We start from the raw sequence: 24,286 nt of genomic DNA, 5'->3' as shown, positions 1-24,286 counted from the left end.
GATGACCTATATGGGGAGATTGCAAACATTAGACTACGAAATCCCTGAGTCTATGCGAAGAAGTTGGCAAGAAATCGTCAACTTACTGGCTCAAATAACACACGTACCCACCACATTAATTATGCGTATCCATCCGGATCGCATAGAAGTAAATACATCTAGCGAAACTCTAGGTAATCCTTATCGTACTGGCGATGCAGAGCAGCTTGGTAACGGTTTGTATTGCGAGCAAGTTATAGAACAGAAAGGCGAGCTTGTAATCCCCAATGCGCTTGAAGATGAAGAATGGCAAAATAACCCAGACATCAAACTAGGCATGATTTCTTATTGCGGCTTACCGCTATTCTGGCCAAATGGGGAGTCATTTGGAACAATCTGTATGCTTGACTCTGAGAGAAACGAGTACAACGATAGTTACCGTCAGTTGCTTGAAACTTTCAAAGATTCAATCGAAGCACAGCTTTCAGTTGTGTACCAACAACATAAACTTCAGCGACTTAACACCGAGCTAAAGAGTCGAATTGAAAATCGTACCACGGATTTAGCCCAGTTAAGTTACTCCTTAACACAAGAAATTGATCGCCGTAAAGCCGCGGAAAAACAAGTGAGCTACCAAAAAACACATGATCAGGGAACTGGATTTCTAAATCGTTCTGCACTTGAGAACATTGTCCAATACACCTTACAGTCCCTTGATAGTGATCAGCAATCGCTTGTGGTCATCAACATTGGTTTTAGTAACGCTCGCAGTATTCAGACCAGGCACGGGTTCGAGGTCTTTGACAACATTTTAAAAGAATTTCACTCCAGATTAACCAGACACGGTGCTAGCGGATTTATCACTGGTAGACCAAGTTCGAATGACATGGTTTTATTGATTTGGGGAGAGGATATTGAAGCTCGGTTAAATCAACTATTAGATGATATCACTAAAATTAGCGTAGATGGATTTGTCTTCAACAAAACAGAAATACATTTGCACACGTATATCGGTATAGTTCAAGCTTACAAAGATTGCAGCAATGCTAAGCGTATCCTTCAACATGCATGTTACGCGATGCTTCTATGTAAAGAATCCGGCGAACCTTTTAGTTATTTTAGAGAAAATCATTCGGCGGATCTCAATAGTCACAATGAACTGGAAAGTTACCTTTTACAAGCAGTGCGTAACGACGATTTAGTGTTGTACTTTCAACCTCAAGTAGACTCCAAAACACGTAAATGGATTGGCGCAGAAGCCTTGCTTCGTTGGAGACATCCAATACTTGGCGACGTTTCCAACGAAGCATTGATACATATGGCCGAACAAAACGGGCTTATCTTTGAAGTTGGCTCTTTTGTTCTGCGTACCGCGATAGACAAAGCGAAACAATGGTCTGAGTTAATCGATAACTTCAAAATTGCCGTCAACGTTTCTCCCATTCAATTACAAAACGTAAATTTTGCAGAACAAGTGCAACACCTACTCGACACTTTCCATTTGCCAGCACACTTTCTCGAACTCGAAGTAACCGAGAGCGCTCTAATTGCTGATGAAATAGTAGCACGCACAACGTTAAATAAGTTGCATAAACTAGGTGTGACATTGTCACTTGATGATTTTGGTACAGGATATGCTTCGTTCAGCTATTTAAAGAAATATCCGTTTGATGCCATCAAAATTGATAAAAGCTTCGTCCAGCAAATGGAAAAGTCAGATGATGATCGCGAGATCATTTGTTCAATCATACACATTGCAAAAAAACTGGAACTCCAAGTAGTGATCGAGGGCATTGAATCCCACCAACAAGAGCAGTTTCTTATTGGTGAGGGTTGTGATATCGGACAAGGTTTTCTTTATGGTAAACCTATGCCTTGTAATGAATTTGAGCAAAGTTTGTTTAATCAGCGCCTTTCTGGCGGGCAATACGCCTACTCTTCCTAAGCATTCTCTTTACTATGAGGGCGGTGGTTTCTATAATCGCCGCCCGCTTCTATTAAAAGGCCAATATCTTCATGGATCAGTTGACTGCCACGCTTAAGAAAATTGAAAAGCAGAACTACCGAGCTTATCAGCAAATCAAAGGTCAATACGACTTCACTGATTTCACTTTGTTTATCGATCATGTACAGGGTGACCCTTATGCATCGGCGTCACGTTTTCGTGCGACTCGCGCATGGTCTTTGACTGGTCTTGAGTGGCTAAGAGACGAGTCTCCTGCATTTCAAAGAGCGGCACGTGATTTTATTGCGCGTAGTTTTGAACAGTTTGCTAAACAAGAAAACTCAGTATCAATTTCACTGACAGGCCAAACTGTACTGGATAGCACCGCGGTGTTGTTTACTGAAGAAGGTATTGAACTGCGTTTTCGAGTTAACTTACCAGCCGAAGGTCGTTCAGTATTGGGGAAAAAAGCCAACAACATACTGACTTTCCACCTGCCTAAGTTTATCCGTCGAGCAACTTTAGAGCGTGAACTCGACAAAGCCGCTTTAATTAAGCACTGCCAAGTTGTTGAAGACCAAGATGCCCTACGAGAACAGTTAGAGGCCAATAACTTAGTCGCGTTTATCGCAAACGGCAGTATTCTTCCTCGAATTGCAGGTAATTGCGACCTTCCAATGAAAGAAGCCGTTGAGTTTAAAGCCCCTGAATCTCTACAAGTCACTTTACATGCGCCAAACAAGGGCCATGTCACAGGATTAGGAATTCCAAAAGGTATCACACTGATTGTAGGTGGTGGCTTCCACGGTAAATCTACCTTATTAAATGCAATAGAGCGTTCAATTTACGATCATATTCCAGGAGATGGTCGCGAATACATTGTTGCCGATAACAAGGCTATGAAGATTCGTGCCGAAGATGGCCGATGCGTACACCACTTGAACCTATCAAACTACATCAACCATTTACCGATGGGTAAAGATACGGCGGACTTTTCTACTCAAGACGCATCAGGCTCAACGTCGCAAGCCGCTTGGCTTCAAGAGTCTATTGAAGCGGGTGCAAGCACATTATTGATTGATGAAGATACTTCTGCTACCAACTTCATGATTAGAGATGAGCGTATGCAGGCATTGGTGGCAAAAGGTGATGAGCCAATTACTCCTCTCGTCGACCGCATTGGTCAATTACGAGATGATCTTGATATCTCTACCATTATCGTTATGGGTGGGTCGGGCGACTACTTAGACGTTGCCGATACCGTCATTCAAATGCACGACTACCAAGCCGTTGATGTGACTGAAAAAGCGAAAGAAGTTATCGCTCAGCACCCTACTCAACGCCATAACGAGTCAGAAGAACGTTTACAGACCTTCCCACCTCGAGCACTGAACCGCGTTGCGTTGATGAATATTCTGACTGACGGCAAGTTCCGTGTGAATGCGAAAGGCAAAGAGTCACTTCGATTTGGTAAAGAGTTTACTGATCTTAGCGCTTTGGAACAGATAGAGTCAGCCGATGAAGTCAACACAATTGGCTGGTTATGGTTCCAAATTGCTCAACTTCCAGGTTGGTGTAATCATCCGGCGAAGGAGATTGAAGAAATGCTGTCTGGTGAGTGGCATGCCGCTCTTCCTAAGCAAGGCGACTTAGCCAAACCACGCACACTAGACGTTATGGCTGCCCTCAACCGCATGCGAAAATCTCAGTTTAAGTCATCATGCTAGTTTTGATACGCTGACAGAGACAGTTCAATCAAAAGGCAGCTATAGTTAGCTGCCTTCCTTTATCTTTATTCTTAGCGAATCATTCGTTTCTCAGTACATTCCACGCTTCACAAAGAACTCTAAATCTTTCTGCATCGCCATTTTCTCGATCAGGATGCCAACGAAGCGCGAGTTTTCGCCATTGTTTTCTAATTTCCGCAGGCGTAGCGTCAGTGTTAAGTTCAAATAGTGACAGTGCCTTTGTCTTATCTACGCTGGCTACTGACGAACCACCGATGAACTTTTGATAAGTTGTCCAAAATTCATTCAACAGTCGACGCACTTCATCTTCGTCCGCTTCGTAATTGCGCCAATCTAAGTAATACTCACGCAAAGGATCATGAATATCGATCTTATGCCTCAAAGCTTCCATCGAAGACATGAGCTGAATATCCATGGCTTCGACTTGAAGCCAGCTATCCGGATACAGAGTGTCTTGCAGTTGATATAATGCATTCATGATCAGGAAATTTCTTTTGAATAAATCCTTATCGGGAGAGTCGTCCAGCTTTGAAATATAACCTTGTTCACCCAACGAGCTTGCCAAGGTGTGCACTTTCCAATTAGAGGGCTGTTTTCTCAGAATTTCTAACATTGGCCAAAGCAGCGGATTTTCTATTGCATGAGGCTCAATACTATTGACAGTACGTTGTCCTTCCATTCATCCTCTCTGACACGAGTTTAGGGCCCCATTCACGGCACAAAAAACATAGTTTCCACTTTGTAGCATAAATGCAAAAAGGCCGATAGTCATTCACCATCGGCCTTTGTAAGGAGATCACGTAAAGGTTAAATAACCCCTAGCTCACGTAAACGTTCCATAAGGTAGCTATGTGCAGTGTAGCGCTCAGATAACACCACTTCCGGCTTTGGATGCAGGAACAACGGTAATGAGATACGTGACTTTTCTTGACGGCCACCCGTAGGGTTGATTACACGGTGAGTCGTTGAAGGGAAATAACCACCTGACGCTTCTTGAAGCATATCACCAATGTTGATGATTAAGTTCCCGAAGTCACATGGTACATCGATCCAATCACCCTCTTTACTCTTTACTTGCAGTCCAGGTTCATTAGCAGCAGGCAAAACCGTTAACAGGTTAATGTCTTCATGCGCAGCAGCACGAATAGCGCCTGGCTCTTCTTCGCCTGTCATCGGTGGGTAGTGAAGCACGCGTAGTAATGTTTTGTCACTGTTATTGATCATTTCTGACAACGCGATAGAGAACTTCTCTTGAACGTCCTTAGGTGCGTACGCTTCAACCCAGCCTAATAGCTCTTGAGCAAATGCATTGGCACGCTCGTAGTACTCTAAGATTTCAGCTTTAAGCTGCTCTGGGATCTGACCCCAAGGGTAAACATGAAAGTACTCTTTGATGTCTTTCACTTTGTGCCCTTTCGCCACTTCAGACACAGAAGGTGGGAAGTAGCCATCTTGGGTGTCTACGTTAAAGTGAAAATCATTCTTTTGTTCTGAACAGAAAAACTCATGCCAGTTTTTGTAAATTGACTCTACAAGCTCTTGTGGAATCGGGTGGTTTTTCAACACACCGAACCCCGTTTCGCGTAGAGAGGTAACGAACTGTTGAGCAGCATCGTCAGCAAGATAATCGACAGTTTCCAGTTTCATGGCTTTACTTCTTTTTTATTAGACTGAATCATGGATTCTATGGATGGGCATGTTGTAAATCAAACTTTAATGAAAAGTGCACGCGCAAACGTTTTAATGTTGAGCAGTTTGCCAATAAATCAACATTTTCAGTGATCAAAAAAACTATTAAAATACCAATTGCACACCGTTCAATTAAGTGCAATCATTAACACAATCTATGGAGTCCCATTGTAAGATAAATTGAAGGATCAAGTAACTCTATGAAAAGCACCTCAACACTCTTAGGATTAACGATTTTTTATGCCATCGTGTTTTTATTTTCTGCGTTGGAACCTAACTCACGTGCAGTTTGGTTTGCGGAGATTATCCCGGCGATTGGTATTCTTGTTGCTATTTGGGCGATTTCGATTCGCTATCAGTTCAGTAATACGGCTTACTTTTTAATGTTCATCTGGCTCTGTTTGCACACTATCGGTGCGAAATATACGTTCTCCGAAGTGCCGTTTGACTGGTTTAACGACATGATTGGTTCAGAGCGAAATAATTTTGATCGCGTTGCGCACTTTTCAATTGGCCTTTACGCATATCCGATCGCTGAATACTTGATAAACAAAAAACGGTTCAACAAAGCGTTCTCTTGCTGGTTTGCTTTGTTTGCTATCATGTCACTTGCTGCTGGCTATGAGATTATCGAATGGTGGTATGCGGAGTTGGCTGGTGGCGATGAGGGAATTGCCTTTCTGGGCTCGCAAGGTGACATATGGGACGCCCAGAAAGATATGTTGTGCGATACCGTTGGTGCAGTGTTGTCTTTATTCTTAATGTCGGCTCAACGTCGATTCTCTCAACCATTCTAAATAAGGGTTAAACCCATCAACAAGTGGAACCTGTACGATTTGAGCGACCTCGTATTCGTGCAGGTTTTCTATTTTCTCTTCCACCAATTCATAGAGCTCTCGACGAGTTTTGATCACCAGCAACCATTCGTTGTCAGTACAAATCTCCCCTTTCCACACATAGTGACTTTCAATAGGCATTGTTTGAATACACGCGGCTAATTGTGCATCTAGCAAACCTTTAATGATCTGATCTCGATTTTTTTCGTTGCTGGTTGTGCTTAACACCATGCAGTAGTCATGTTTTATACTCATTTTCTAGCCCTTCATTATTTCATTGTCACTTTGCTGCCAATCATTTTGTAAGCAGGCGTTCCTCTCACTAGGGTATCTCTTGCAAATTCTTGCCCGCAACTGGGACAGATGCATGGGGTTTGTGTGAAATCGTCAACAATGCGTTCTTTGAAGCACTTGACCAGTGCGCCTTTTCCGCCTTTACGGTACTTGAATAGTTGAGTTTTACACTTTGAGCAATAGATATCGACGGTTTTCGTCGGCTGCTTCTTATTCGGTTTCGCCATGGTTACTTTCTATATCCGGTTTGACCCATACATTATTAAAATCAAACCAACCTAAGGCATTACACTTTGCATTTTGTAACGCACCGCTGTGGTCTTTATTCACGCCTAGCCAACAGTGAAACATAGGAATCACCTGACAGCTTTTTACTAACTGTCGTCCTAGCTCACGCGCAGGAAAGTCTGTGTGCATCCCAGCACGCCATTGATCGACAAGTTTAGCCCATTCACTAAAATCGTAACCTGAACTGAACTTCTCAATATCACTGTAATCCAGGAGCCAGCCCGCCAACGCGTCATTTCGGTTCGTTGCAATGCCCATAGCTTTCACCCAGATATCCACTTCCTCCGGTGCGGGCGGTTGAGAATCATAACGAATAAACTCAACCTCTATACCGTGCGGTTTTAAGAGTGTCTTGATGGCCTTGGCAACTACTGGAAACATCGGATGCTTTTTCTGATACGCTACGGAAATTACCTTATTAGCCTGTGGTACGCTGCCCGCTTCTGCTGGCCTAAGATCAATCCAACCGGGCTTAAGGCCAAAGGCTTGCAATACTCCCAGTTCCATCACTTTATCTTGTGGGACATGCGCGTAAATCTGGTGACTGTTGAGGGTTTGCGAGAGGAACTCTGCCCAACGTGGATCTTTTGCAATCCCAGTGTTTTTGTTTAGTAATAGGAATGTACAGCCAGGGTCCAGCTCGACTTCATCGGATGAACCTTGTTTATCCATCTTCGGCTTTGACAGGCTTGGATAAACCATTGAAGAATAGGCTTCATCGATTACCCACACCTCCACTTGGTCAAGTAAAGGGCGAAAACCAAAGTAGCCATCAAAAGCAGTCAAAATAAGACGCTTATCATCATTCATTTTAACTTGGAACGGCCCTGTCCCTATCGGTTGTCTATCAAAGCTTTCAGAACGCAAAGCACTCGGTAGCAAAATTTTTGCTTGCGACTCACTCAGAGCCAGAGGCAGGTAGCGATCAGGACGGACGAGCTCAATATCAACGGTCCACTCTTGTGGTGAAGACACCCGCTTTATGTGAGAAAACAAGTTCAAGCCATTTAACGCAAGCACACTTTCAAGAACACAACTGGTTGTTAACGGTTCACCATTATGAAAGCGTACTCCACGACGAAGATAAAAACGCCAATGAGTATCAGAAATTGCTTCCCACGTGTGGGCTAAATCTGGTTGAAGTTGTTCATTTTCATCAAGGCGAGTGAGTCCGCTAAAAATTTGTCTGGCGATGTGCTGTTCAGAACGCCGCATCGGTTTCTGCGGGTTTAACATCGACAATGGTCGATAATAAGGCAAACGCACGACCTGCTCGCCCTGTCGATGCTGAAGCCCTAAATAACCTTGGATAACCTGCGTCAATCGTGCCGCATCGTTATCAAGCGCATCTAGAGCCTGACCGATTTTCCCTTCATCGAGATAACGCCTGGCGAGGTTTTCGCTGACATCGCTTCGATTACGTTTAAAAACGAGTTTCGAAAGTTTTCCTCGACCCGCTGCCGGATGCCACTCAATCCAGCCCTCTTCTTCAAGTTTATTTAGAACAATACGAGCATTACGACGTGTACAAAACAACGCTTCGGTGATGTCTTCGAGCTGAACGTCCGTATCGTGACCGGAAAATTTTTCAAACAGTGTTTCGAACTGAACACGTAAACGAGGGCTACTCATAAAGAGGAAATTCTTATCTTGTTGTCGATAAGCTAAGTTTCCTCATTTTTACCAAAAAGTGCAAACATCACACTATAAATTATTGAATATCGATACCAATTTCTCGCGAAAGTTCAGCCAGTTGTTCCTCGTTGTCCAGCTTGATAGACCATTTGCACTCTGCTCCATGAGATAAAACAACGTTCGCTCCTCTACCCAGCAACTGAATTGCATCGGTTTGCGCTTGCAAGGTTACCATTGCACTACCGGAGAGCTTAATCACTATTTCACGCTGGGTTGCAATGATTTTTCCTAATGAAAACTCAATCACCATCTTAGTTTATACCGACTTTGTTTTGTGTTGTTTCACAGCGATGGTCAAGCGACTGGTACACACTAAACGGCCTCGCTCATCAGTGATATCGATTTGCCACACTTGCGTTGAAATACCCAGATGAAGCGGTTTTGCCGTACCAATCACATGACCACTTCGCATGGCTCGCACATGGTTCGCGTTAATATCTAAACCGACGCAGTAGCTGCCCTCATCGACAGAGAAGTTTGCAGCCAATGAGCCTAATGTTTCTGCGAGCACGACTGATGCACCACCGTGAAGCATTCCTAAAGGTTGATGAGTAAAGCTGCATACGGGCATGGTTGCTGTAAGGGAGTCGTCAGTGAAATCTGTATATTTAATTTGTAGGTGCTCGATCAGGGTATTTTTTGACGTGGCATTCAGAATCTCTATGCTTACGGGCTTTTTCCATATACTCATTGTTTTACTCTTAGTTTCACAAACTGGTTTGTTAGGTTGTAACGACGTGCTAGGAAGCTAGCATAGACGCTACTTGGGCATAACTTCAAGACGTAACATCTCACCCTCTTTATTAATCAGATGAATAACTTGATCCATGCATCATGTTACTATTTGGGTATATACTATTGCTTCAAAACAAAAAATTAAATGGAGCCTGTTATGAAGGTATGGATGAAAGCCTCTGCTCTTTTAACTATCGCGGGTTTAACAGCGTGTAGCGCATCACCGACGGGTCGCAACCAGATCCTGATGTTTTCAGATCAGGAAATGTCATCGCTTGGCGCTAAATCTTTCGAACAAATGAAGAAAGATATCCCAATCAGCAAAGATCGCAAAACGAATGCCTACGTTCAATGCGTTGCCAAACACATCACTGACACCATTCCCGCTCAATCTGGATTTAAAGACTGGGAAGTCGTTGTTTTTGATAGTGAACAAGTCAATGCGTTTGCTCTACCAGGTAGGAAGATCGGCGTGTATACCGGGCTTTTAGATGTCGCGAAAAACCAAGATCAGTTGGCAACAGTTATTGGTCACGAAGTCGCTCACGTCCTCGCTGACCACAGTAATGAACGTCTTTCACAAAGTCAGTTAGCAAATGCCGGGTTGTCTCTAGCAAACGTTGCCATTGGAGCTTCCGAGTACAAACAGTATCAACAAATGACGATGGCGGCACTTGGTGTCGGTGTCCAATACGGTGTTATTTTGCCATACGGTCGTACTCAGGAATCTGAGGCTGATATTGTCGGGCTGGAATTCATGGCAAAAGCAGGTTTCGACCCACGTCAAAGTGTCGATTTATGGAAAAATATGAGTGCTGCATCAGGTGGTTCTCAACCACCTGAATTCTTCTCAACCCACCCATCGCACAGTACGCGCATTAAAGATTTACAAGCAACCATAAATAAGCTGCCTGCGTATAACGCGAAAGCACCAAGATGTGGCTAATTCATTGCTACTATCGTCTACTACTTAAGCTTGCCAAATAAAAAAGCTCCCTAGGGAGCTTTTAATGATTCTAATCAAGTGCCCAATATCTGTAGCGGCAAACTTAACAAACTATCTCCGAGAGTGGCAAAATACCAGATGATAGAAACAAAACCTCCGACAGAGACCAAGTACCAAGCCAGTGAGAATAGCTGCCCATAACGGGTTAATGGCAATAAATGGCTTTGATGTCGAGCTCTCCATTCCATCACCACTTCCAACATTCCCATTAACAATAAAAACCCTAGCAACGTCAGACCGAAATAGTAACTGATAAAAATGCCTAATAAAGCGGTCGCAATACTGCCAACTAACCCGACCCAAGTATTCATTGAAAAGGTAATACTTTTGAGCACATGGCCACCATCTAATGGTAAAATAGGCAGCAGATTAAATAGGTTTAGCAAGGCGTTAAACACAGCAAGCCCAGCGAAGATCACCTCACCAGTCATCCAATAAAGCAAAGTAAAAACAATACTAAGTACTAAACCGAAAAATGGTCCCATGATTGAGATAACCACATCCTGCCAGCGCGTGTTTATCTTTTCGTCACTTAGCGCCAAACCACCTAGGAATGGAATCAAATAGATTCCTTTGGTCTTCATTCCAAAATACTTCATCGCTCTAATGTGACCATATTCATGAAAAACCAAACAAGCGATCAACGCTAGCGCGAACTCGATGGAAAATAGCCAAGAATATGCAGCGAGACTTGCAGACGCTAACGCCACTTTAATAACTTTCGCACTTTTAAGTGCTTTCACCCCAAGAGATACGAGGCCTATTACACTTAAACGCTTTTCGGATGGTGGCGTAACTTCTGGCACTTGGCGCTCGATGTCTTTTTCATTTCGACAACCTTCATTGACGAGCTCACCGTTAATTGTGACCTTGTAACTCATTTCAAACGGTTGCCATGTTAAAGAACACTCTAAATGACAGTTCAGGATTTCCTCACCCGCAGAGAGCCTAAACTGGTGTAGACAAGTCTCTGCGGTATTGTCACTGGCATCGATTTGAGACACCAACGTATTATCCCAATATAACTGCTGCCACCCAGCCATCGATCCTTCGAGCCTTAGCGAACGACCTAAAAATTCAACATTCAGTAATTCCAATGCGGTTCCTATTGCGTCTATTGAATAACTACATAGCGAGCGCGAATTATGCCTGTGAAGTGAAGAAACAGCAAAGCGAGCTATCTCTTGATTTGATCGTTATTTAACTATAAAGCTCGCAAAACAATTCTGGTCGTACCATTCTCTTCAAAAATATAAAGATAATACATGCCCTTACAAGCCATCGTTTGACCTATGCATCATATTTAAAACGCAAAATACGCTCAAACTTTGACAAGTTATTAAACATACAATTAACATTACATTTACATCATCGTTGTATTTCGCGTATTAACAATTGGTGTAAGTACCACACAACAATTACAAGGACTTCGGTCCAGCATTATGACACCCTAGGAGGGTCAAGGATGAACAAGAAGCACTGCTCTCTGCTTACAATTTCAATATTGTTTGCGTGTAATGCCCACTCAGCGGGCTTCCAGGTAGCTGAACATTCGGCATCTGGTCTTGGTCGAGCATTTTCAGGTGAAGGGGCTGTCGCAGATAATGCCAGCGTCCTTGCTCGTAACCCTGCAGCAATGACACTTTTCAAAGAAGCTCAATTTTCGGGCGCGTTATCTATCATCGACCCTGAAGTCGATGTGTACGACACTGTAAACAATGAACACGCGAAAGATGTCGCTCCTTTACAGATCGTGCCAGCAGGTTATTACATCAGCCCTATCAATGATAACTGGGCTTGGGGTATCGGTATGTTCACAACATACGGTGTTGCTACCGACTATCCAAATGATATTTCCGCAGGTGATATGGCGGGTGACACTTCCCTACTTTCAGTAAACATCAACCCTAATGTCGCTTACCGTATCAACGAGTCTTTCAGTGTCGGTGGTGGTATCAACCTCGTATACGCTGAAGCAGAGCTGACTCGTCACAAAGGCGCACTCGCCGGTATTTTAGGTGGTAATAAGTCCGATAACCTTGTCGGCATGGAAGGCGAAACTTTCGCTTGGGGTTGGAATGTCGGCGCTTTATTTGAGCTAAATGAAAACAACCGTTTTGGCTTTGGCTACCGCTCTAAGGTTGATCTAGATTTTGATGACGGTGAGTTTAGTAGTTACGACTCTGGTCGAGCTTCATCACCAAAAGTGGATGGCCGTTTAAAAATCTCTCTTCCTTCAATTATCGAATTATCGGCTTTCCATCAATTGAATGAACAATGGGCTGTACATTACGGCTGGCAACAAACCGACTGGAGCACATTTAAAGAACTAAAAGCGACCAGTAACGAATGTAATGACGGAGTATGTTTCTTTAAACCTGAGAAATATGAAGACAACAATCGCTACTCCATTGGTGCAACTTACATACTTAATACAGACTGGACATTCCGTGCAGGCTTTGCGTACGACGAACAAGCAGGTGAAGCGACATTGAGTATCCCTGACAGTGACCGTTTTTGGTACAGCGCGGGCCTAACTTACGCAATGAGTGAGAATTTAACTTTCGATGCAGGCTTTGCACTTGTTAAGAGTAAATCAGGCTCTTTCACTGAGACAAATGCTCTGGGTGAAGAGATTAAGTTTGACTCAGAAGGTACTGCTTACATCAGCGCGGTACAGATGAACTACACCTTCAAATAATGGGATTACGGAGTAAACCAATGAAACACACGTTTAAATTATCAATGCTTTGTTCTGCAATCCTTCTTGCTGGTTGTGGTGATGATACCTCCAGCTCTGGTACTTCCGACAAAGTTCAATTTGAAGATGAAGTCCAAGCATTGCTTGATCGCGAAACATCCATCAGTTTTACGCTTCAAGGAGCGAACGCAGATGTACCGGCACCGTCTTACTTATTAATGGACACAAGCGATGGTACGCTTGGTCTGCCAACTGATGGCGATGATGCTTTAACCAACCCTAGAGCCTCGATGAATACGATGGATGGATGGTCAACGTCTATGCCAATCGTTCTGAACTTTAAAGGCGATGGTTTTGCAACGGGCATGTTGCCGTCTGGTGTTAAAGTCATCAAGATTAACCAACGCTTAACCGAGTGGGACGGTAAATCTAACCCAATCGAAGAGGTACTCGTTCAGAATCAGGACTACGTAGTTCAAGCAAAAGGTAACTCTCTATACGTCCAGTTCTTGGCTGCACTTGATGAGTCAAGCGAGTACATTTTTGCGGTTACACAAGATGTTACTGACGTGAATGGTGAGCCAATTGGTACATCAGCAAGTTATGCGACTGGTAAATCGAAAGAAATCGTTTATGAAACTGGCGACCTTGCTTCTGTTCAAGCAGTCACTCAGGCGGTTGAAGGCATTTTTGGTATCGCCAAAGTAAACCCTAACGACATCGTTTACTCCTCATGGTTCAGTACCCAGTCTGTAGGTGATACGTTAGCGGCAGTCAAAGGAGTAACCGCTACTGGTTTTTCTACCGGCGCAAACACACTAAATACCGTTTACAAAAATGACTCAAACGAAGGTTCAGTTGACTTATCAACGGCCTACACAATAACGCTCGGTGAAACCCAAGACTTTAGCACTGCGCTAGACTCTGACGATGACTTTAGTAAATACATTAGCGATCAAGACGCAGCTAAAACGGCAATTAAAGGCCTTTACATGCAATCAGGTGCCGATGTAAGCGTGACACAAGGTGTGGTAAGACTGCCTCATTACCTGGAAAAAGGCGCAAGCTGGAACATGCAACCAATGGTATCTGCGATGCCAAGCCTAGCGAAGCTAAGCGCAGCATTAGCGGATCCGAACGAGCAAGCAAACATGGTTCAGCAGCTATCAACAGGCGTTTTTGCAAATGATCCTGTTGATGTGACAAAGCTTGCTACAGATCCTACAGAGCAGCTAAAACTTGTTGGAGCTAAGCTTACTCTTATCGATGGTACCCAGCTTGATAGTGAGCGTATCATAACTCGCTACTCGCCTGTTCCCGTAGTGAAATCGGTTGAAGATGTCGAAGTACTGGTCTTCACACCTAAATCTGGCGTCGCGACAGACGTTGTGATTTATCAACACGGCATCACCTCAGCGAAAGAGAATGCGTACGCGTTCGCGTTCAATATGGTAAAAGCAGGTGTGGCAGTTATCGCTATTGACTTACCTATTCATGGTACGCGCAGCTTAGATGAACAACGTTCCGCAAATGCGAATGTACTGGCTTATCTAAATCTTTCCAACTTAGCCGTTGCGCGTGACAACCTACGTCAAAGTGTTCTGGATGTGTTAGGTTTGCGCGCTAGCTTGGTAGTATCTGCTCAAGGCGGTCTTTTAGCTGGAGGTCCTCTGCAAGGCTTCAACCCAATGACGGGTTCAAAGGTCAAAATGCTAGGTCATTCACTTGGCGGTATTGTAGCTACATCTGCCGTCGCAGCAGCAAACAATACATTGGGCAGCCCTACTGCCGATGCGCTGTACACCTTTAGTTCTGCATCAGTACAGAACTCTGGTGGACAAATTGGTAATTTGTTACTGGGTTCAGACAATTACGGCCCTCAGATCAAACATAACCTCGCTTATGCAGCATCAAAAGACTATGCGACTTACGCTGATGCATCATGTGCGGATCTAGAAGATAAAACATGTTACGAAGCATTTGAGGCTGCGGCAACGGAAGCTCAAGTAGCAGCGCTAGAAGCAGGTTTCTCACAATTTATCTATGCAGCACAGACTACACTAGACACTGTCGATCCGTTCACAAACGCTTCAGATTTAGTGGCATCTGGTTCGCTAACGACACCATTCTTTATGACAGAAGTGGATGGCGATAGCACAGTACCAAACAGCGTTCCAAATGCACCATTCGCGGGTACTGAACCGCTTGCTAATAAGCTAGGGTTGAAGACTGTGAACAGTACGGACACTGATGTGAATGCAACTGCGAGCTTTGTACAGTTTAATGCTACTGCATCGCACAGTACTTTTGCTTCGCCAAATGGCACTCTGTCTGATATTGATCATCATGTAGAGATGCAGATGGAAAACACTGACTTCTTAATGGATGACACACTAACAGGTGTCACTAACACTTCTGTTTTGAAGTAATCGCAACACCCTTCCTACCAAAGCCCAGTTTCTACTGGGCTTTTTCATTTCAATTCTATTCAAACCCACTCATATTTCCTCTGCTATAGTTAAATCGATGTCTTTGCCTAACTCACTTGTTTAAAAGGAAAACTCTATGCGCGTATTGACTGTTATTGCCACTGTATTACTTCTTTCTGCATGCGGAAGTAGCCAATATCTGATGTCGACAAATGAAGGGAAAATTATTACCTCTTACGGTAAACCAGACCTGAACGAGGAAACGGGTATGTACGAGTATGAAGACATGGATGGTAAAGAAATGAGTATTTCAAAAGAGCAAATTGTCCAGATTGTCGAACGTTAACGACAGGCCCTCTGTAAATTAGAGGGCTATGTTCTAGCCACCCTCTCTCTACATTTACCTCTTTTAGGCTTGTAATCGTTGTAGAAATTGACACAACTAATTCATAAGCCAAAACAATTAATAGTGTCTTTTATACTTCCGTATTATTTATTTAGCGAATATTTTACATCTTCACCTTAATCAGGTTGGAGTATTGTAAAATCTAGTCTTTAATTCGCTAACACCCTTTTATTTCTCAGGATAAAGTGGATAATACCGCCACAAAATAACATTACTAAGGTGAGTCCTTATGTCTATTGAAGCTACTCTGCTTGCGCGCTGCGAGTCAAAATGTGAACTGTGTTCTTCTGAATCTCAACTAACTGCATACGCTGTCCCACCTCACGGTAATGTGACGGTTGATACTGCCATCATGGTTTGTGATAAGTGTCTGGGTGAGATCGATGAGCCAAAAGACATTAACCACTGGCGTTGTCTAAACGAAAGCATGTGGAGCCAGGTTCCTGCTGTACAAGTGACTGCATGGCGCCAACTCACTCGCCTAAACACAGAAAGCTGGGCTCAAGATGCTCTTGACATGATGTACATGGAAGAAGAGCAAATGAACTGGGCAATGAAAGGGATGTCTGCTGACGATAAAACGGTTGACTGTAACGGCACTGAACTTAAGAAAGGTGACGATGTAACAGTAATTAAAGACCTACCAGTAAAAGGCACTAACCAAGTAATCAAACAAGGTACAGTGATTCGTGGTATTAGCCTTGGCGATGATCCAAAGCTAGTTTCGGGTAAGGCAAATGGTGGTCAGTCGATGTACGTGATCGCAGAATACTGCCGCAAGAAGTAATATCGCACTTCAGTCATGTCAAAACGGGGCACCAATGGTGCCCCGTTTTTCTATACAACACTTAATCTACTCTCATGTCTACCTCCTCTAGAGTGTTTCTTTTCTAGGGCGTAGGTTGAGTAGGCATGTTTTACAAATAAAAAAATACCGGCTCATAGGCCGGTATTTCTTACACTATTTCAATATTAACGGTACATACCGATGTCTTTTTGAATATGTGCTGACAAGTCTTCTGCGTAGTAACTGCGTGGCGCAGTGTTATCTACAAATAGAATGTCCAGTAAGTGAGCAATCAGTCCTTTGAAGTTAACCGCGTAGGTTTTCTTATCCATAGAGGTTGGTAAAGCTACATTTGTCATTTGCATTGCTTGTGCCATGATTGCCTCTCTTTAAAAGCAGTAGTCTGTTTAGTTGGTTGTATATTAGTCAGTTTCTTATTGTTTAAGAAATGACAAATTTTACCCATTCAAATTAGAATTTCTAATAAAACAAACTCATTACAAAACTCAAAAATACAAATGAATAATAACGGCATAAATAATCACAATTGCTGTAATTACATTGAATAACTGAACATTACCTGCATAATCGCCCCTTGAGCAACAACATATATTTAACAATATTTTTCGTTATTTCTTTTGATTTTAGTGCTTACTTTATATTTTTTGATTAGTAATATTAACGCTAGTTTGACGCTTCGCTTTATTTTTTAGGAGTGATGCCACCACTGCCGATGTCATCACAACAACTAAAAATGTGAGAGACCATGCTGTCGGAATCTCATATTCTGTTCCAACCAATAGCATTTTCACCCCGATAAACATCATGATTACTGATAATGCTGGTTTTAAGTACACAAACTTATCTAACATTGCTTGAAGAACAAAGTACAGCGATCGCAAACCCAATAATGCAAATACGTTCGCGGCTAAGACTAAAAATGGCTCTCGCGTTACCGCGAATATAGCTGGTATAGAATCCAACGCAAACATAACGTCCATTACTGCAATGACACCAACAACGATCAGCATCGGTGTTGCCACCCACTTACCAGCTTGCTTTAAGATTAAGTGATTTCCTTGGTAGTCATCTGTAACTGGCAATACCTTTCGAATCAACTGCTCCGGATATGGATTAACCTCTTCTGCTTCGCCTTTGTCGCGAGCTAGCTTAACACCCGTCCAAATAAGGAAAGCAGCAAATAAGTACAATACCCAGTGATACTGTGAAAGTAACTGAGCACCAACCGCAATCATGACAGCGCGTAAAACTAGCGCACCTATCACCCCCCAAAGCAATGCTCTCGGACGCAAATGCTCCGGCACACTGTATTGTGCAAAGATGATGGCAAACACAAACAAGTTATCCACGCTTAGCGACTTCTCTAGTAAGTAACCAGTTAAGAATGAAATCGTTGCTTTGTCGTTCGTATAAGCGCTATGTGGCGCGTAAAAGTCCCAGAATAAATAAATAGAACCTGCAAAAACAAAGGCAAGCAAGAACCAAAAAACACTCCAAACGATGGCTTTTTTCATCGTGATAGCGCCACCACGTGTTTGATAGATATCAAGCGTAACAAGAACAAGGGTAAATAAACCAAAAGCACCATACATCGCTAATGATTCTTGAAGAGGCACCGATTGGCTCAATTGGGTGGTATTTTCGATAAGAGACATATTTCCTCCCATGGCGGAAGGACTTCGTTTGGTGACCTTCCGCAGACAATAACAACCAACAGCCACATAACGATTATGTGCTGCTAGTCAATGAATGCGTTGGTCTCGTTGAAGTGTTGACGTGAATGAACCACGTAACACCTTTACTTACCGGATAAGCTGATGCTTAACGAGATGACGATAAGTAAACTTGCGCTAACTACTCCCCAAACGCCGACATAATAACGCCGAGCGTCAGGCTTTCCAACAAAAAAACCTTGTCTTATCGAAATAAAATTCTTATCAAAAATCAGGAAGCACTATAAAAAGAAAGAAATGGATTCAACCACCTGAACTATAGTAAACAGACAAAAAGCAGCAAATGGCTCAAGACAAACTCTTCATTAGTTAGGGCCCTAACGGGGAAGATAGATACAAAAAAGGAGCATTACTGCTCCCTTTTGTAACATCCACATTCTTAGCAATTCAAAAGCCGCTTAGAGGCACAAAGTAGACCAGTGTCGACCAAATTGCGATCCAAGCAACTACGACTGCCGTATCTGCCCAATCTTTATTCCACATACTGCCATCCTCATCAACGCATGTAGTAAGTGGAGAGCAGCAAAATCAATACCAGTATCTATTATCGACGTCGCTTTGTGTAAAGTTTGTGACTTTGATTCAAACAGTTTGGCTCATCGGTCAGGAGTTCAATAAAACAATCAGCCATGGACAAACTGGTCACACGCCCTTCTCCTTTCATCTCCTGCAATGCGTCGTACCCCTCTTTCCCTTTCATCGTATAGGCAGAAGAAGTCCCTCGATACCAAACATCATCTTGAACACCAACCCATTGTTTGCCATCAAAAATCACTAATGATTGAACTCTTTCACCTTTTGGGGCATCTGCGTGATACTCGAAGTTTAAATTGTAAGTGTACGGATAACTGCCAGATCCAGTGCCTTCTACGCCATTGTTGAGTGCATTATTTATCGCGCCTTCAAGTGCACGGCGAATAGCGCTGCCTTTTACATCGTAAAAGCCGATAGGAACGGCAAAAGGCAACAGCCGTCCGGCAATGTCTGCCACTGTAATGTTGCCAGGGTTCAAAGAGATTCGCACGCCACCCGCATTATGAATTGCAAATTGAACGTCATATCCACGTTTGTTTAAACAGTGCAGAAATGATCGGGCAACGGAGGAAGCCAACTCACTCTCACCAAATTCATCGGGAATTCTCACATGACGCTTTTTGGTGTCAACACTAGCAATGACTTGTGACTGTAACTGCCTGACCTGAGGAATATATTTATCGCTCAGGATCGCTTGAGTTTCCGGGTGTTTCTTACAAACCACGACATTCGGTTGACCATGGATGAAGTCGCACGCGGTTTCGAATACACCTTGGTCGAGCTGTTGGTTTAGCGTCGAGTCCCAAAAAATACGTCGACCAAGCAACAGTTCATTTTGTCCACTCAACATCGTTGCTTTACCGTGTTCATCAAACTCAATGACGCAGTGCCCCATTGTCAAAGCATGGAAACCCGCTTGCACCACATAGGTATCATTAATTTTGATACCGTAGGGATCGTCTTGTCCTAACCCTATTGATGAAAAATCACCTTGCAACCGGTGGCTGTGTCCACCAACAATTATACCAATACCTGCGACTTGCTCAGCTAACTCTAAATCACCTTCATAACCTAAGTGGCTCAGAAGAATAATATTTTTTATACCTGATGAATGGATTTGTTTTACGGTCGCCTTGGCGGTTTCAATTGCTGAGTGAAAAGGCGTGTCTGCATCAGGGTTTGCGATGTCGCTCATTTTATCTATGGATAATCCGAAAATCGCGACCCGCTCACCATGGAATTCTTTAACAATGTATTGAGCGCTCTGTGTATCCGGTTGGTAACTATATACATCCTTGCAATCACTGATACGGTGAGGTTTTTTAAGTGATTCATTGGATAAATCCCAGTTGCCAGCAAGCAATGGGAACTGAGTACGTTGGCAAAACAATGCAACTGGCTCATTCCCCATATCTAATTCATGGTTACCTAACGCCATTGCATCAATCTTTAATGCGTTCAATAAGTCGGCATTGGCTTTGCCTTTAAATAGTGAGAAATACAGCGTGCCTTGGAAGCAATCTCCGGCATGGAGGAACAACATCCCATGACCTTGGCGCTGAGCATCATCTCTTAACTGCTCGACTCTGGTTGCGATACGAGAAAAGCCGCCAGCACTGACATAGGGTTCTAGCGTGAGTTCATTGTTTATCTTAAGCTTTAACTGTAATGACGTTGGTTCAAAGTAGGAATGTGTGTCATTGATGTGTGCCAGTTTGATTCTCACTGGCTTATGATTGTTATTCATCTTCATCTTCTCTTTTTTCATTCCTTATAATAATAAGAAGTGAATCATGACAGAATCATGAATTTTATGAAACTGCGATTTAGGATTTCATGTTTAAGTGATCACGATGCTGTCCCCCAGCTTTGAAAGCAAGCCTCGCTTGTAACGGTCTCTATTCAGTAAGAGGCTCTCGTAATTTTGTGAACTGAGCTTAACTCAAAAATTCCGAATTCATATATGCTTAGGAGTAGCAAAATAACTCTCGATAATTCAAATAATTGCAAGGAGGATTGAGATGAGACTAGAACGCATCGAAATCTCCGGGTTTAGAGGCATCAAACGCCTTTCACTCTCTTTTGACGAACTCACCACGCTTATCGGTGAAAACACGTGGGGCAAATCATCATTGCTCGATGCCCTTTCCATCGCACTACCTGCCAATGGCTCATTGTATCAATTCAAACTGAAAGATTTTCACGTTGACTACTCAATTTCTCATCCACAAACACAACACTTACAGATCATTGTTTGTTTTAAAGCACAGGATAAAAACGAAGTAAAAGCGGGACGCTACAGACGCATAAAGCCTACATGGTGCACCAACGAAGATGGTGAGCAAGTCATTTACTATCGTATTAGTGCGTCTCGCGATGAGCACGGCATTAATACAAAGTACGCGTTTTTGGATCATAACGGCAAACCCAAAAAACTTCACCACTCAGAGAAACTCGCTATTGAGTTAATGACACTTCATCCTGTAATCCGACTACGTGACTCCCGACGCTTCCCTGATTTAAACCATGTCAACGGCGATGGTAAAAATGCTCGGATTGAAAAACGAATCAACAACACCTGTCGACGCTTATTGGCTATGCCTGGCCATGTGAATAAAGGTGAGATTCGTAGTAGCCTCGACTCAATGCAAACGCTTGTTGAACACTATTTCGCGTTCAGAAGTGTCAGTAAAGGCAACCCACGCAAACCTCGTGATGGTCTTTTCTATACAAGCCCTTCCTCTGATAAAGGCTTGAGTCAGTTCTTGAAAGAAACCAATGACAAACAAAGCCGCTTGCTTTTAATGGGGTTACTCAATGCCTATCTTCAAGCTAAGGGTCCCACCGATTTAAGGCGCTGTGCGAGACCAATACTGATCATTGAAGATCCAGAAGGTCGACTGCATCCAACTCATCTAGCGAGAGCGTGGTCCTTATTGCAATTGTTGCCAATGCAAAAGATATTAACCACCAACAGTGGCACGTTACTCGGTTCTGTTCCACTGTATTCAATTCGACGTTTAATTCGGCTATCAGACAGAACCATCGCTAAGAGTTTAAACTCAACAAAGTTTGGTCGAGATGAGTTGCGCCGAATTGGTTTCCATATTCGTTTTCATCGTTCAGGAGCATTATTTGCGCGGTGCTGGTTACTTGTTGAGGGCGAAACCGAAGTTTGGCTTTTTCATGAACTGGCTCGTCAATGCGGGTATGACTTGGCTGCCGAAGGGGTTCAAATCGTTGAGTTTGCTCAATCAGGTCTAAAATCACTCATCAAAGTAGCAAAAGAGTTTGGTATTGATTGGCATGTCGTTACCGATGGCGACCCAGCAGGGAAAAAGTACGCTCATGCAGTGCGAGCACAGCTCGACCATGATCAGGAAAGGCATCGACTTACGGAGTTACCCGACCGAGACATCGAGCACTTTCTGTACAACAATGGTTTTGAACTTTTCTTTAAGGACATCATCAAAGTTCCTCATGACCACCCTATCCCTGCTAAAAAAGTCGTAAATCGTGTTTTGAAAAAACATGCAAAACCGGACTTAGCTTTGGCTATTGTTTCTCATTGTGAAGAGAAAGGCATGGAGTGTATTCCTGTACTTCTGCGCTGGACACTTAAACGCGTTGTTACCATGGCCAACGGCAATACATGAGTTAGGCGTATTTCACACTCAGCGTATTGTCTTGTAATACAAAAAAAGCACACCAATTTGGTGTGCTTGTATCAAACATCATTAATTTTGATTAAGGGTATTGAGAGGGATAAAACTCAATACACAGTGGATACCAACAAGATCGGGGGTTCACTACTGTGCTTGCTCAGCAAGCGAAGAAGAAGTAGCGGTTGATTTCGTATGCAACCATAGCCCTGTCGCTTTCATTAGATAGCCAAACACACCACCTAGCAACAACGATGGAATGACTAGTTGCCAGTTTCCGTCAGCCGCAAATGTTGCGCATGAACCAATAAAAGTACCAGGGATGTACGCGAGCCAAGCCTGTTTAGCTTGAATACACATAAAGAATGCCACAATAGCGGTAATCACATAGCCAATAATTTCCAACCCCACGTAAGTGGAACCGTGAATAATTACCATTGCCCAGAATACGCCTGTCATATTGGTGATTAAGCTGATGCCTAGTCCTTTCAATCCGCTCGTTGGCGCTGCAAAGTAGCTCGTGCAACCTAAAAAACCAGCCCAAGAAAGCAAACCTAAAGAGATGGCGATCCAACCCCATACGCCAGATAAAATTCCAGTAGTGATAGAAATAGCTAAAAGTGTCGTCATGGTAGTCATACCTACTCGGCTATTATCGTACCTATATGGTTCAATAACTGCCTTCATACATTGAAATCAAGGACACATGTTAGATACATCAGCTCAGCTTATCGGTGATATTGATCACAATAAGATATTATTGTTTTCACAATTTACATTAAAAGTTTGACGCAACCGATAAATCAACAGATTTAGGGAATAAACCCAACTCATCTCGTAGGCATGTTTAATCAACCTTTAAAGAACTGAAGGCTTCCCTTTCATCATTCGCAGCCCCTCTCTTTTAATGCAGTCGACTAATGGGTTTTCTGCCATATCTGAGCGCCATATAAATGAAAGCGTCCTTTCCATTTTTAACTCAGGTACATTTAATGCCACAAGATGACCTGCTTCTATATATCGCTCTACATCTAAATACGGTAAGCAAGTAAGGTACTGACCATTAGCAACTAAACTACGTAACACCGGAACGTGTTCGTACTCGCGCCACACATCCAAATCTTCAATAAGGTGGTGAATAGAACTATCAAATGTTTTTCGTGTGCCTGAGCCATGCTCTCTTAGTACCCACTTCGCTTGCTCTAACTGCGCAAGGCTAACAGACTGATTACGCGCAAAAGGATGATGAGAAGCTGCGACAACAGTAAGATGATCACGACACCATACTTCTTGGTGTAAACGGTTATCATCACAGCGCCCTTCAATAATCCCTAAGTCATACTTGTAATCTAATACCCCATCAATCACCCCTTTTGTACTTTGTACACCGAGGGAAATACGCATTTCTGGAAAGTCATTATCAATGATACTGATAAGGTCGGGAACTAAGTGCTCTGCTGGGGTTTGACTCGCTCCCATACGAATCTCACCACTCAATAAATGTTGCTCATAGAAGCCCATTTCAATCTGCAATGCATCTTGTAGCAAGCGTTTTGCTTTTGGTCGTAACCACATCCCCCAATGGGTTAACGCCATTTGCTTGCCTTGCCTCTCAAACAACGGCCTGCCAAGCATCTTCTCTAATTGCGCAAGCGACATGCTCGTCGCTGATTGTGTCAAAGCCAATTTTTCTGCGGCTTGGCTTACACTGCCGGTATCTGCAACTGCGTCGAAAACCGCTAATTGCTTAAGTGAGTAGCGCAAAGTGTCCTCCATTATTAGTGGGTATTTCCCAATT

22 protein-coding genes are annotated in these 24,286 nt (G+C 43.2%); 9 read left to right on the top strand and 13 right to left on the bottom strand.

Annotated elements, in window-relative coordinates:
• The first annotated feature begins 10 nt into the window (after positions 1-10).
• Together R7Z49_RS03820 and R7Z49_RS03815 are read left to right on the top strand one after the other, a co-directional pair.
• Positions 11-1,924, top strand: coding sequence for a sensor domain-containing phosphodiesterase (locus tag R7Z49_RS03820; RefSeq protein WP_017821934.1), 1,914 nt, complete (start codon positions 11-13; stop codon positions 1,922-1,924).
• A 71-nt stretch (positions 1,925-1,995) separates the two neighbouring features.
• On the top strand, positions 1,996-3,651 hold the full coding sequence (locus tag R7Z49_RS03815; RefSeq protein ID WP_318111358.1) for an ABC-ATPase domain-containing protein: 1,656 nt from the start codon (positions 1,996-1,998) through the stop codon (positions 3,649-3,651).
• Between the two features lie 79 nt (positions 3,652-3,730).
• Here R7Z49_RS03815 and R7Z49_RS03810 read toward each other — a convergent pair whose 3' ends face one another.
• Both R7Z49_RS03810 and R7Z49_RS03805 read right to left on the bottom strand, forming a co-directional pair.
• Positions 3,731-4,351: a DNA-J related domain-containing protein gene (locus tag R7Z49_RS03810; RefSeq protein WP_005376328.1), complete on the bottom strand. Its 621-nt coding sequence runs from the start codon at positions 4,349-4,351 to the stop codon at positions 3,731-3,733.
• A 128-nt stretch (positions 4,352-4,479) separates the two neighbouring features.
• Entirely contained in the window at positions 4,480-5,319 is an 840-nt protein-coding gene (locus R7Z49_RS03805) for an isopenicillin N synthase family dioxygenase (protein ID WP_005386285.1), read from the bottom strand.
• A gap of 242 nt (positions 5,320-5,561) precedes the next feature.
• Here R7Z49_RS03805 and R7Z49_RS03800 point away from each other — a divergent pair, with 242 nt between their 5' ends.
• Positions 5,562-6,158, top strand: coding sequence for a DUF2238 domain-containing protein (locus tag R7Z49_RS03800; RefSeq protein WP_005376330.1), 597 nt, complete (start codon positions 5,562-5,564; stop codon positions 6,156-6,158).
• Here the strand turns inward: R7Z49_RS03800 and cutA are convergent.
• The 5 genes from cutA to R7Z49_RS03775 all read right to left on the bottom strand — a co-directional run bounded on the left by cutA (position 6,120) and on the right by R7Z49_RS03775 (position 9,165).
• Positions 6,120-6,452: a divalent-cation tolerance protein CutA gene (gene cutA / locus R7Z49_RS03795; protein WP_186585316.1), complete on the bottom strand. Its 333-nt coding sequence runs from the start codon at positions 6,450-6,452 to the stop codon at positions 6,120-6,122. The genes R7Z49_RS03800 and cutA overlap by 39 nt on opposite strands.
• 14 nt (positions 6,453-6,466) lie before the next feature.
• Positions 6,467-6,718, bottom strand: coding sequence for a hypothetical protein (locus R7Z49_RS03790; protein ID WP_186585318.1), 252 nt, complete (start codon positions 6,716-6,718; stop codon positions 6,467-6,469).
• Complete coding sequence (locus tag R7Z49_RS03785; protein ID WP_005386283.1) at positions 6,702-8,411, bottom strand: SgrR family transcriptional regulator; 1,710 nt, start codon at positions 8,409-8,411, stop codon at positions 6,702-6,704. Before R7Z49_RS03785 ends, R7Z49_RS03790 begins: the two co-directional genes overlap by 17 nt.
• A 79-nt stretch (positions 8,412-8,490) precedes the next feature.
• The gene (locus R7Z49_RS03780) at positions 8,491-8,724 is read right to left on the bottom strand and encodes a DUF3389 domain-containing protein (RefSeq protein ID WP_005376338.1); all 234 of its coding nucleotides are present in this window, start codon (positions 8,722-8,724) and stop codon (positions 8,491-8,493) included.
• A gap of 6 nt (positions 8,725-8,730) precedes the next feature.
• Positions 8,731-9,165 carry a hotdog fold thioesterase gene (locus R7Z49_RS03775; RefSeq protein ID WP_005376340.1) on the bottom strand — a complete coding sequence of 145 codons (435 nt, stop codon included), beginning with the start codon at positions 9,163-9,165 and terminating at the stop codon, positions 8,731-8,733.
• Between the two features lie 201 nt (positions 9,166-9,366).
• Here R7Z49_RS03775 and R7Z49_RS03770 point away from each other — a divergent pair, with 201 nt between their 5' ends.
• On the top strand, positions 9,367-10,155 hold the full coding sequence (locus R7Z49_RS03770; RefSeq protein ID WP_318111356.1) for a M48 family metallopeptidase: 789 nt from the start codon (positions 9,367-9,369) through the stop codon (positions 10,153-10,155).
• 74 nt (positions 10,156-10,229) lie between these two features.
• On the opposite strand, the gene R7Z49_RS03765 is transcribed toward R7Z49_RS03770, so the two are convergent.
• Positions 10,230-11,258, bottom strand: coding sequence for a site-2 protease family protein (locus R7Z49_RS03765; protein ID WP_225477855.1), 1,029 nt, complete (start codon positions 11,256-11,258; stop codon positions 10,230-10,232).
• A gap of 422 nt (positions 11,259-11,680) precedes the next feature.
• Here R7Z49_RS03765 and R7Z49_RS03760 point away from each other — a divergent pair, with 422 nt between their 5' ends.
• The 4 genes from R7Z49_RS03760 (at position 11,681) to R7Z49_RS03745 (ending at position 16,538) form a co-directional block, all read left to right on the top strand.
• Complete coding sequence (locus R7Z49_RS03760) at positions 11,681-12,916, top strand: outer membrane protein transport protein (protein ID WP_005376347.1); 1,236 nt, start codon at positions 11,681-11,683, stop codon at positions 12,914-12,916.
• A 20-nt stretch (positions 12,917-12,936) separates the two neighbouring features.
• Positions 12,937-15,345 carry a VolA/Pla-1 family phospholipase gene (locus R7Z49_RS03755; RefSeq protein WP_186585324.1) on the top strand — a complete coding sequence of 803 codons (2,409 nt, stop codon included), beginning with the start codon at positions 12,937-12,939 and terminating at the stop codon, positions 15,343-15,345.
• A gap of 136 nt (positions 15,346-15,481) precedes the next feature.
• Complete coding sequence (locus R7Z49_RS03750) at positions 15,482-15,691, top strand: YgdI/YgdR family lipoprotein (protein ID WP_017634171.1); 210 nt, start codon at positions 15,482-15,484, stop codon at positions 15,689-15,691.
• Between the two features lie 289 nt (positions 15,692-15,980).
• Positions 15,981-16,538, top strand: coding sequence for a PhnA domain-containing protein (locus tag R7Z49_RS03745; RefSeq protein ID WP_005376350.1), 558 nt, complete (start codon positions 15,981-15,983; stop codon positions 16,536-16,538).
• A 185-nt stretch (positions 16,539-16,723) separates the two neighbouring features.
• Here the strand turns inward: R7Z49_RS03745 and R7Z49_RS03740 are convergent, their stop codons facing one another.
• From R7Z49_RS03740 to R7Z49_RS03730, 3 genes are all read right to left on the bottom strand, one after another.
• Positions 16,724-16,915 (bottom strand): hypothetical protein, encoded by a 192-nt coding sequence (locus R7Z49_RS03740; protein WP_005376351.1) that lies wholly within the window; start codon positions 16,913-16,915, stop codon positions 16,724-16,726.
• A gap of 279 nt (positions 16,916-17,194) precedes the next feature.
• Positions 17,195-18,214: a TerC/Alx family metal homeostasis membrane protein gene (locus R7Z49_RS03735; RefSeq protein WP_186585326.1), complete on the bottom strand. Its 1,020-nt coding sequence runs from the start codon at positions 18,212-18,214 to the stop codon at positions 17,195-17,197.
• 622 nt (positions 18,215-18,836) lie between these two features.
• The gene (locus R7Z49_RS03730) at positions 18,837-20,579 is read right to left on the bottom strand and encodes a bifunctional UDP-sugar hydrolase/5'-nucleotidase (RefSeq protein WP_318111353.1); all 1,743 of its coding nucleotides are present in this window, start codon (positions 20,577-20,579) and stop codon (positions 18,837-18,839) included.
• A 268-nt stretch (positions 20,580-20,847) separates the two neighbouring features.
• Between R7Z49_RS03730 and R7Z49_RS03725 the strand changes: the two genes are divergently transcribed.
• Positions 20,848-22,482: an ATP-dependent endonuclease gene (locus tag R7Z49_RS03725; protein ID WP_017634174.1), complete on the top strand. Its 1,635-nt coding sequence runs from the start codon at positions 20,848-20,850 to the stop codon at positions 22,480-22,482.
• Between the two features lie 153 nt (positions 22,483-22,635).
• Here the strand turns inward: R7Z49_RS03725 and R7Z49_RS03720 are convergent, their stop codons facing one another.
• Together R7Z49_RS03720 and R7Z49_RS03715 are read right to left on the bottom strand one after the other, a co-directional pair.
• The gene (locus tag R7Z49_RS03720) at positions 22,636-23,118 is read right to left on the bottom strand and encodes a DUF1097 domain-containing protein (protein WP_017634175.1); all 483 of its coding nucleotides are present in this window, start codon (positions 23,116-23,118) and stop codon (positions 22,636-22,638) included.
• A 228-nt stretch (positions 23,119-23,346) separates the two neighbouring features.
• Positions 23,347-24,252 carry a LysR substrate-binding domain-containing protein gene (locus R7Z49_RS03715; protein WP_005376369.1) on the bottom strand — a complete coding sequence of 302 codons (906 nt, stop codon included), beginning with the start codon at positions 24,250-24,252 and terminating at the stop codon, positions 23,347-23,349.
• Positions 24,253-24,286 lie beyond the last annotated feature (34 nt).

It is taken from the genome of Vibrio sp. 1562 (assembly GCF_033340155.1).
GTDB classification, from domain to species: domain Bacteria; phylum Pseudomonadota; class Gammaproteobacteria; order Enterobacterales; family Vibrionaceae; genus Vibrio; species Vibrio alginolyticus.
The sequence above is the reverse complement of the archived record's forward strand: the minus strand, read 5'-3'. Positions and strand labels throughout refer to the sequence as shown.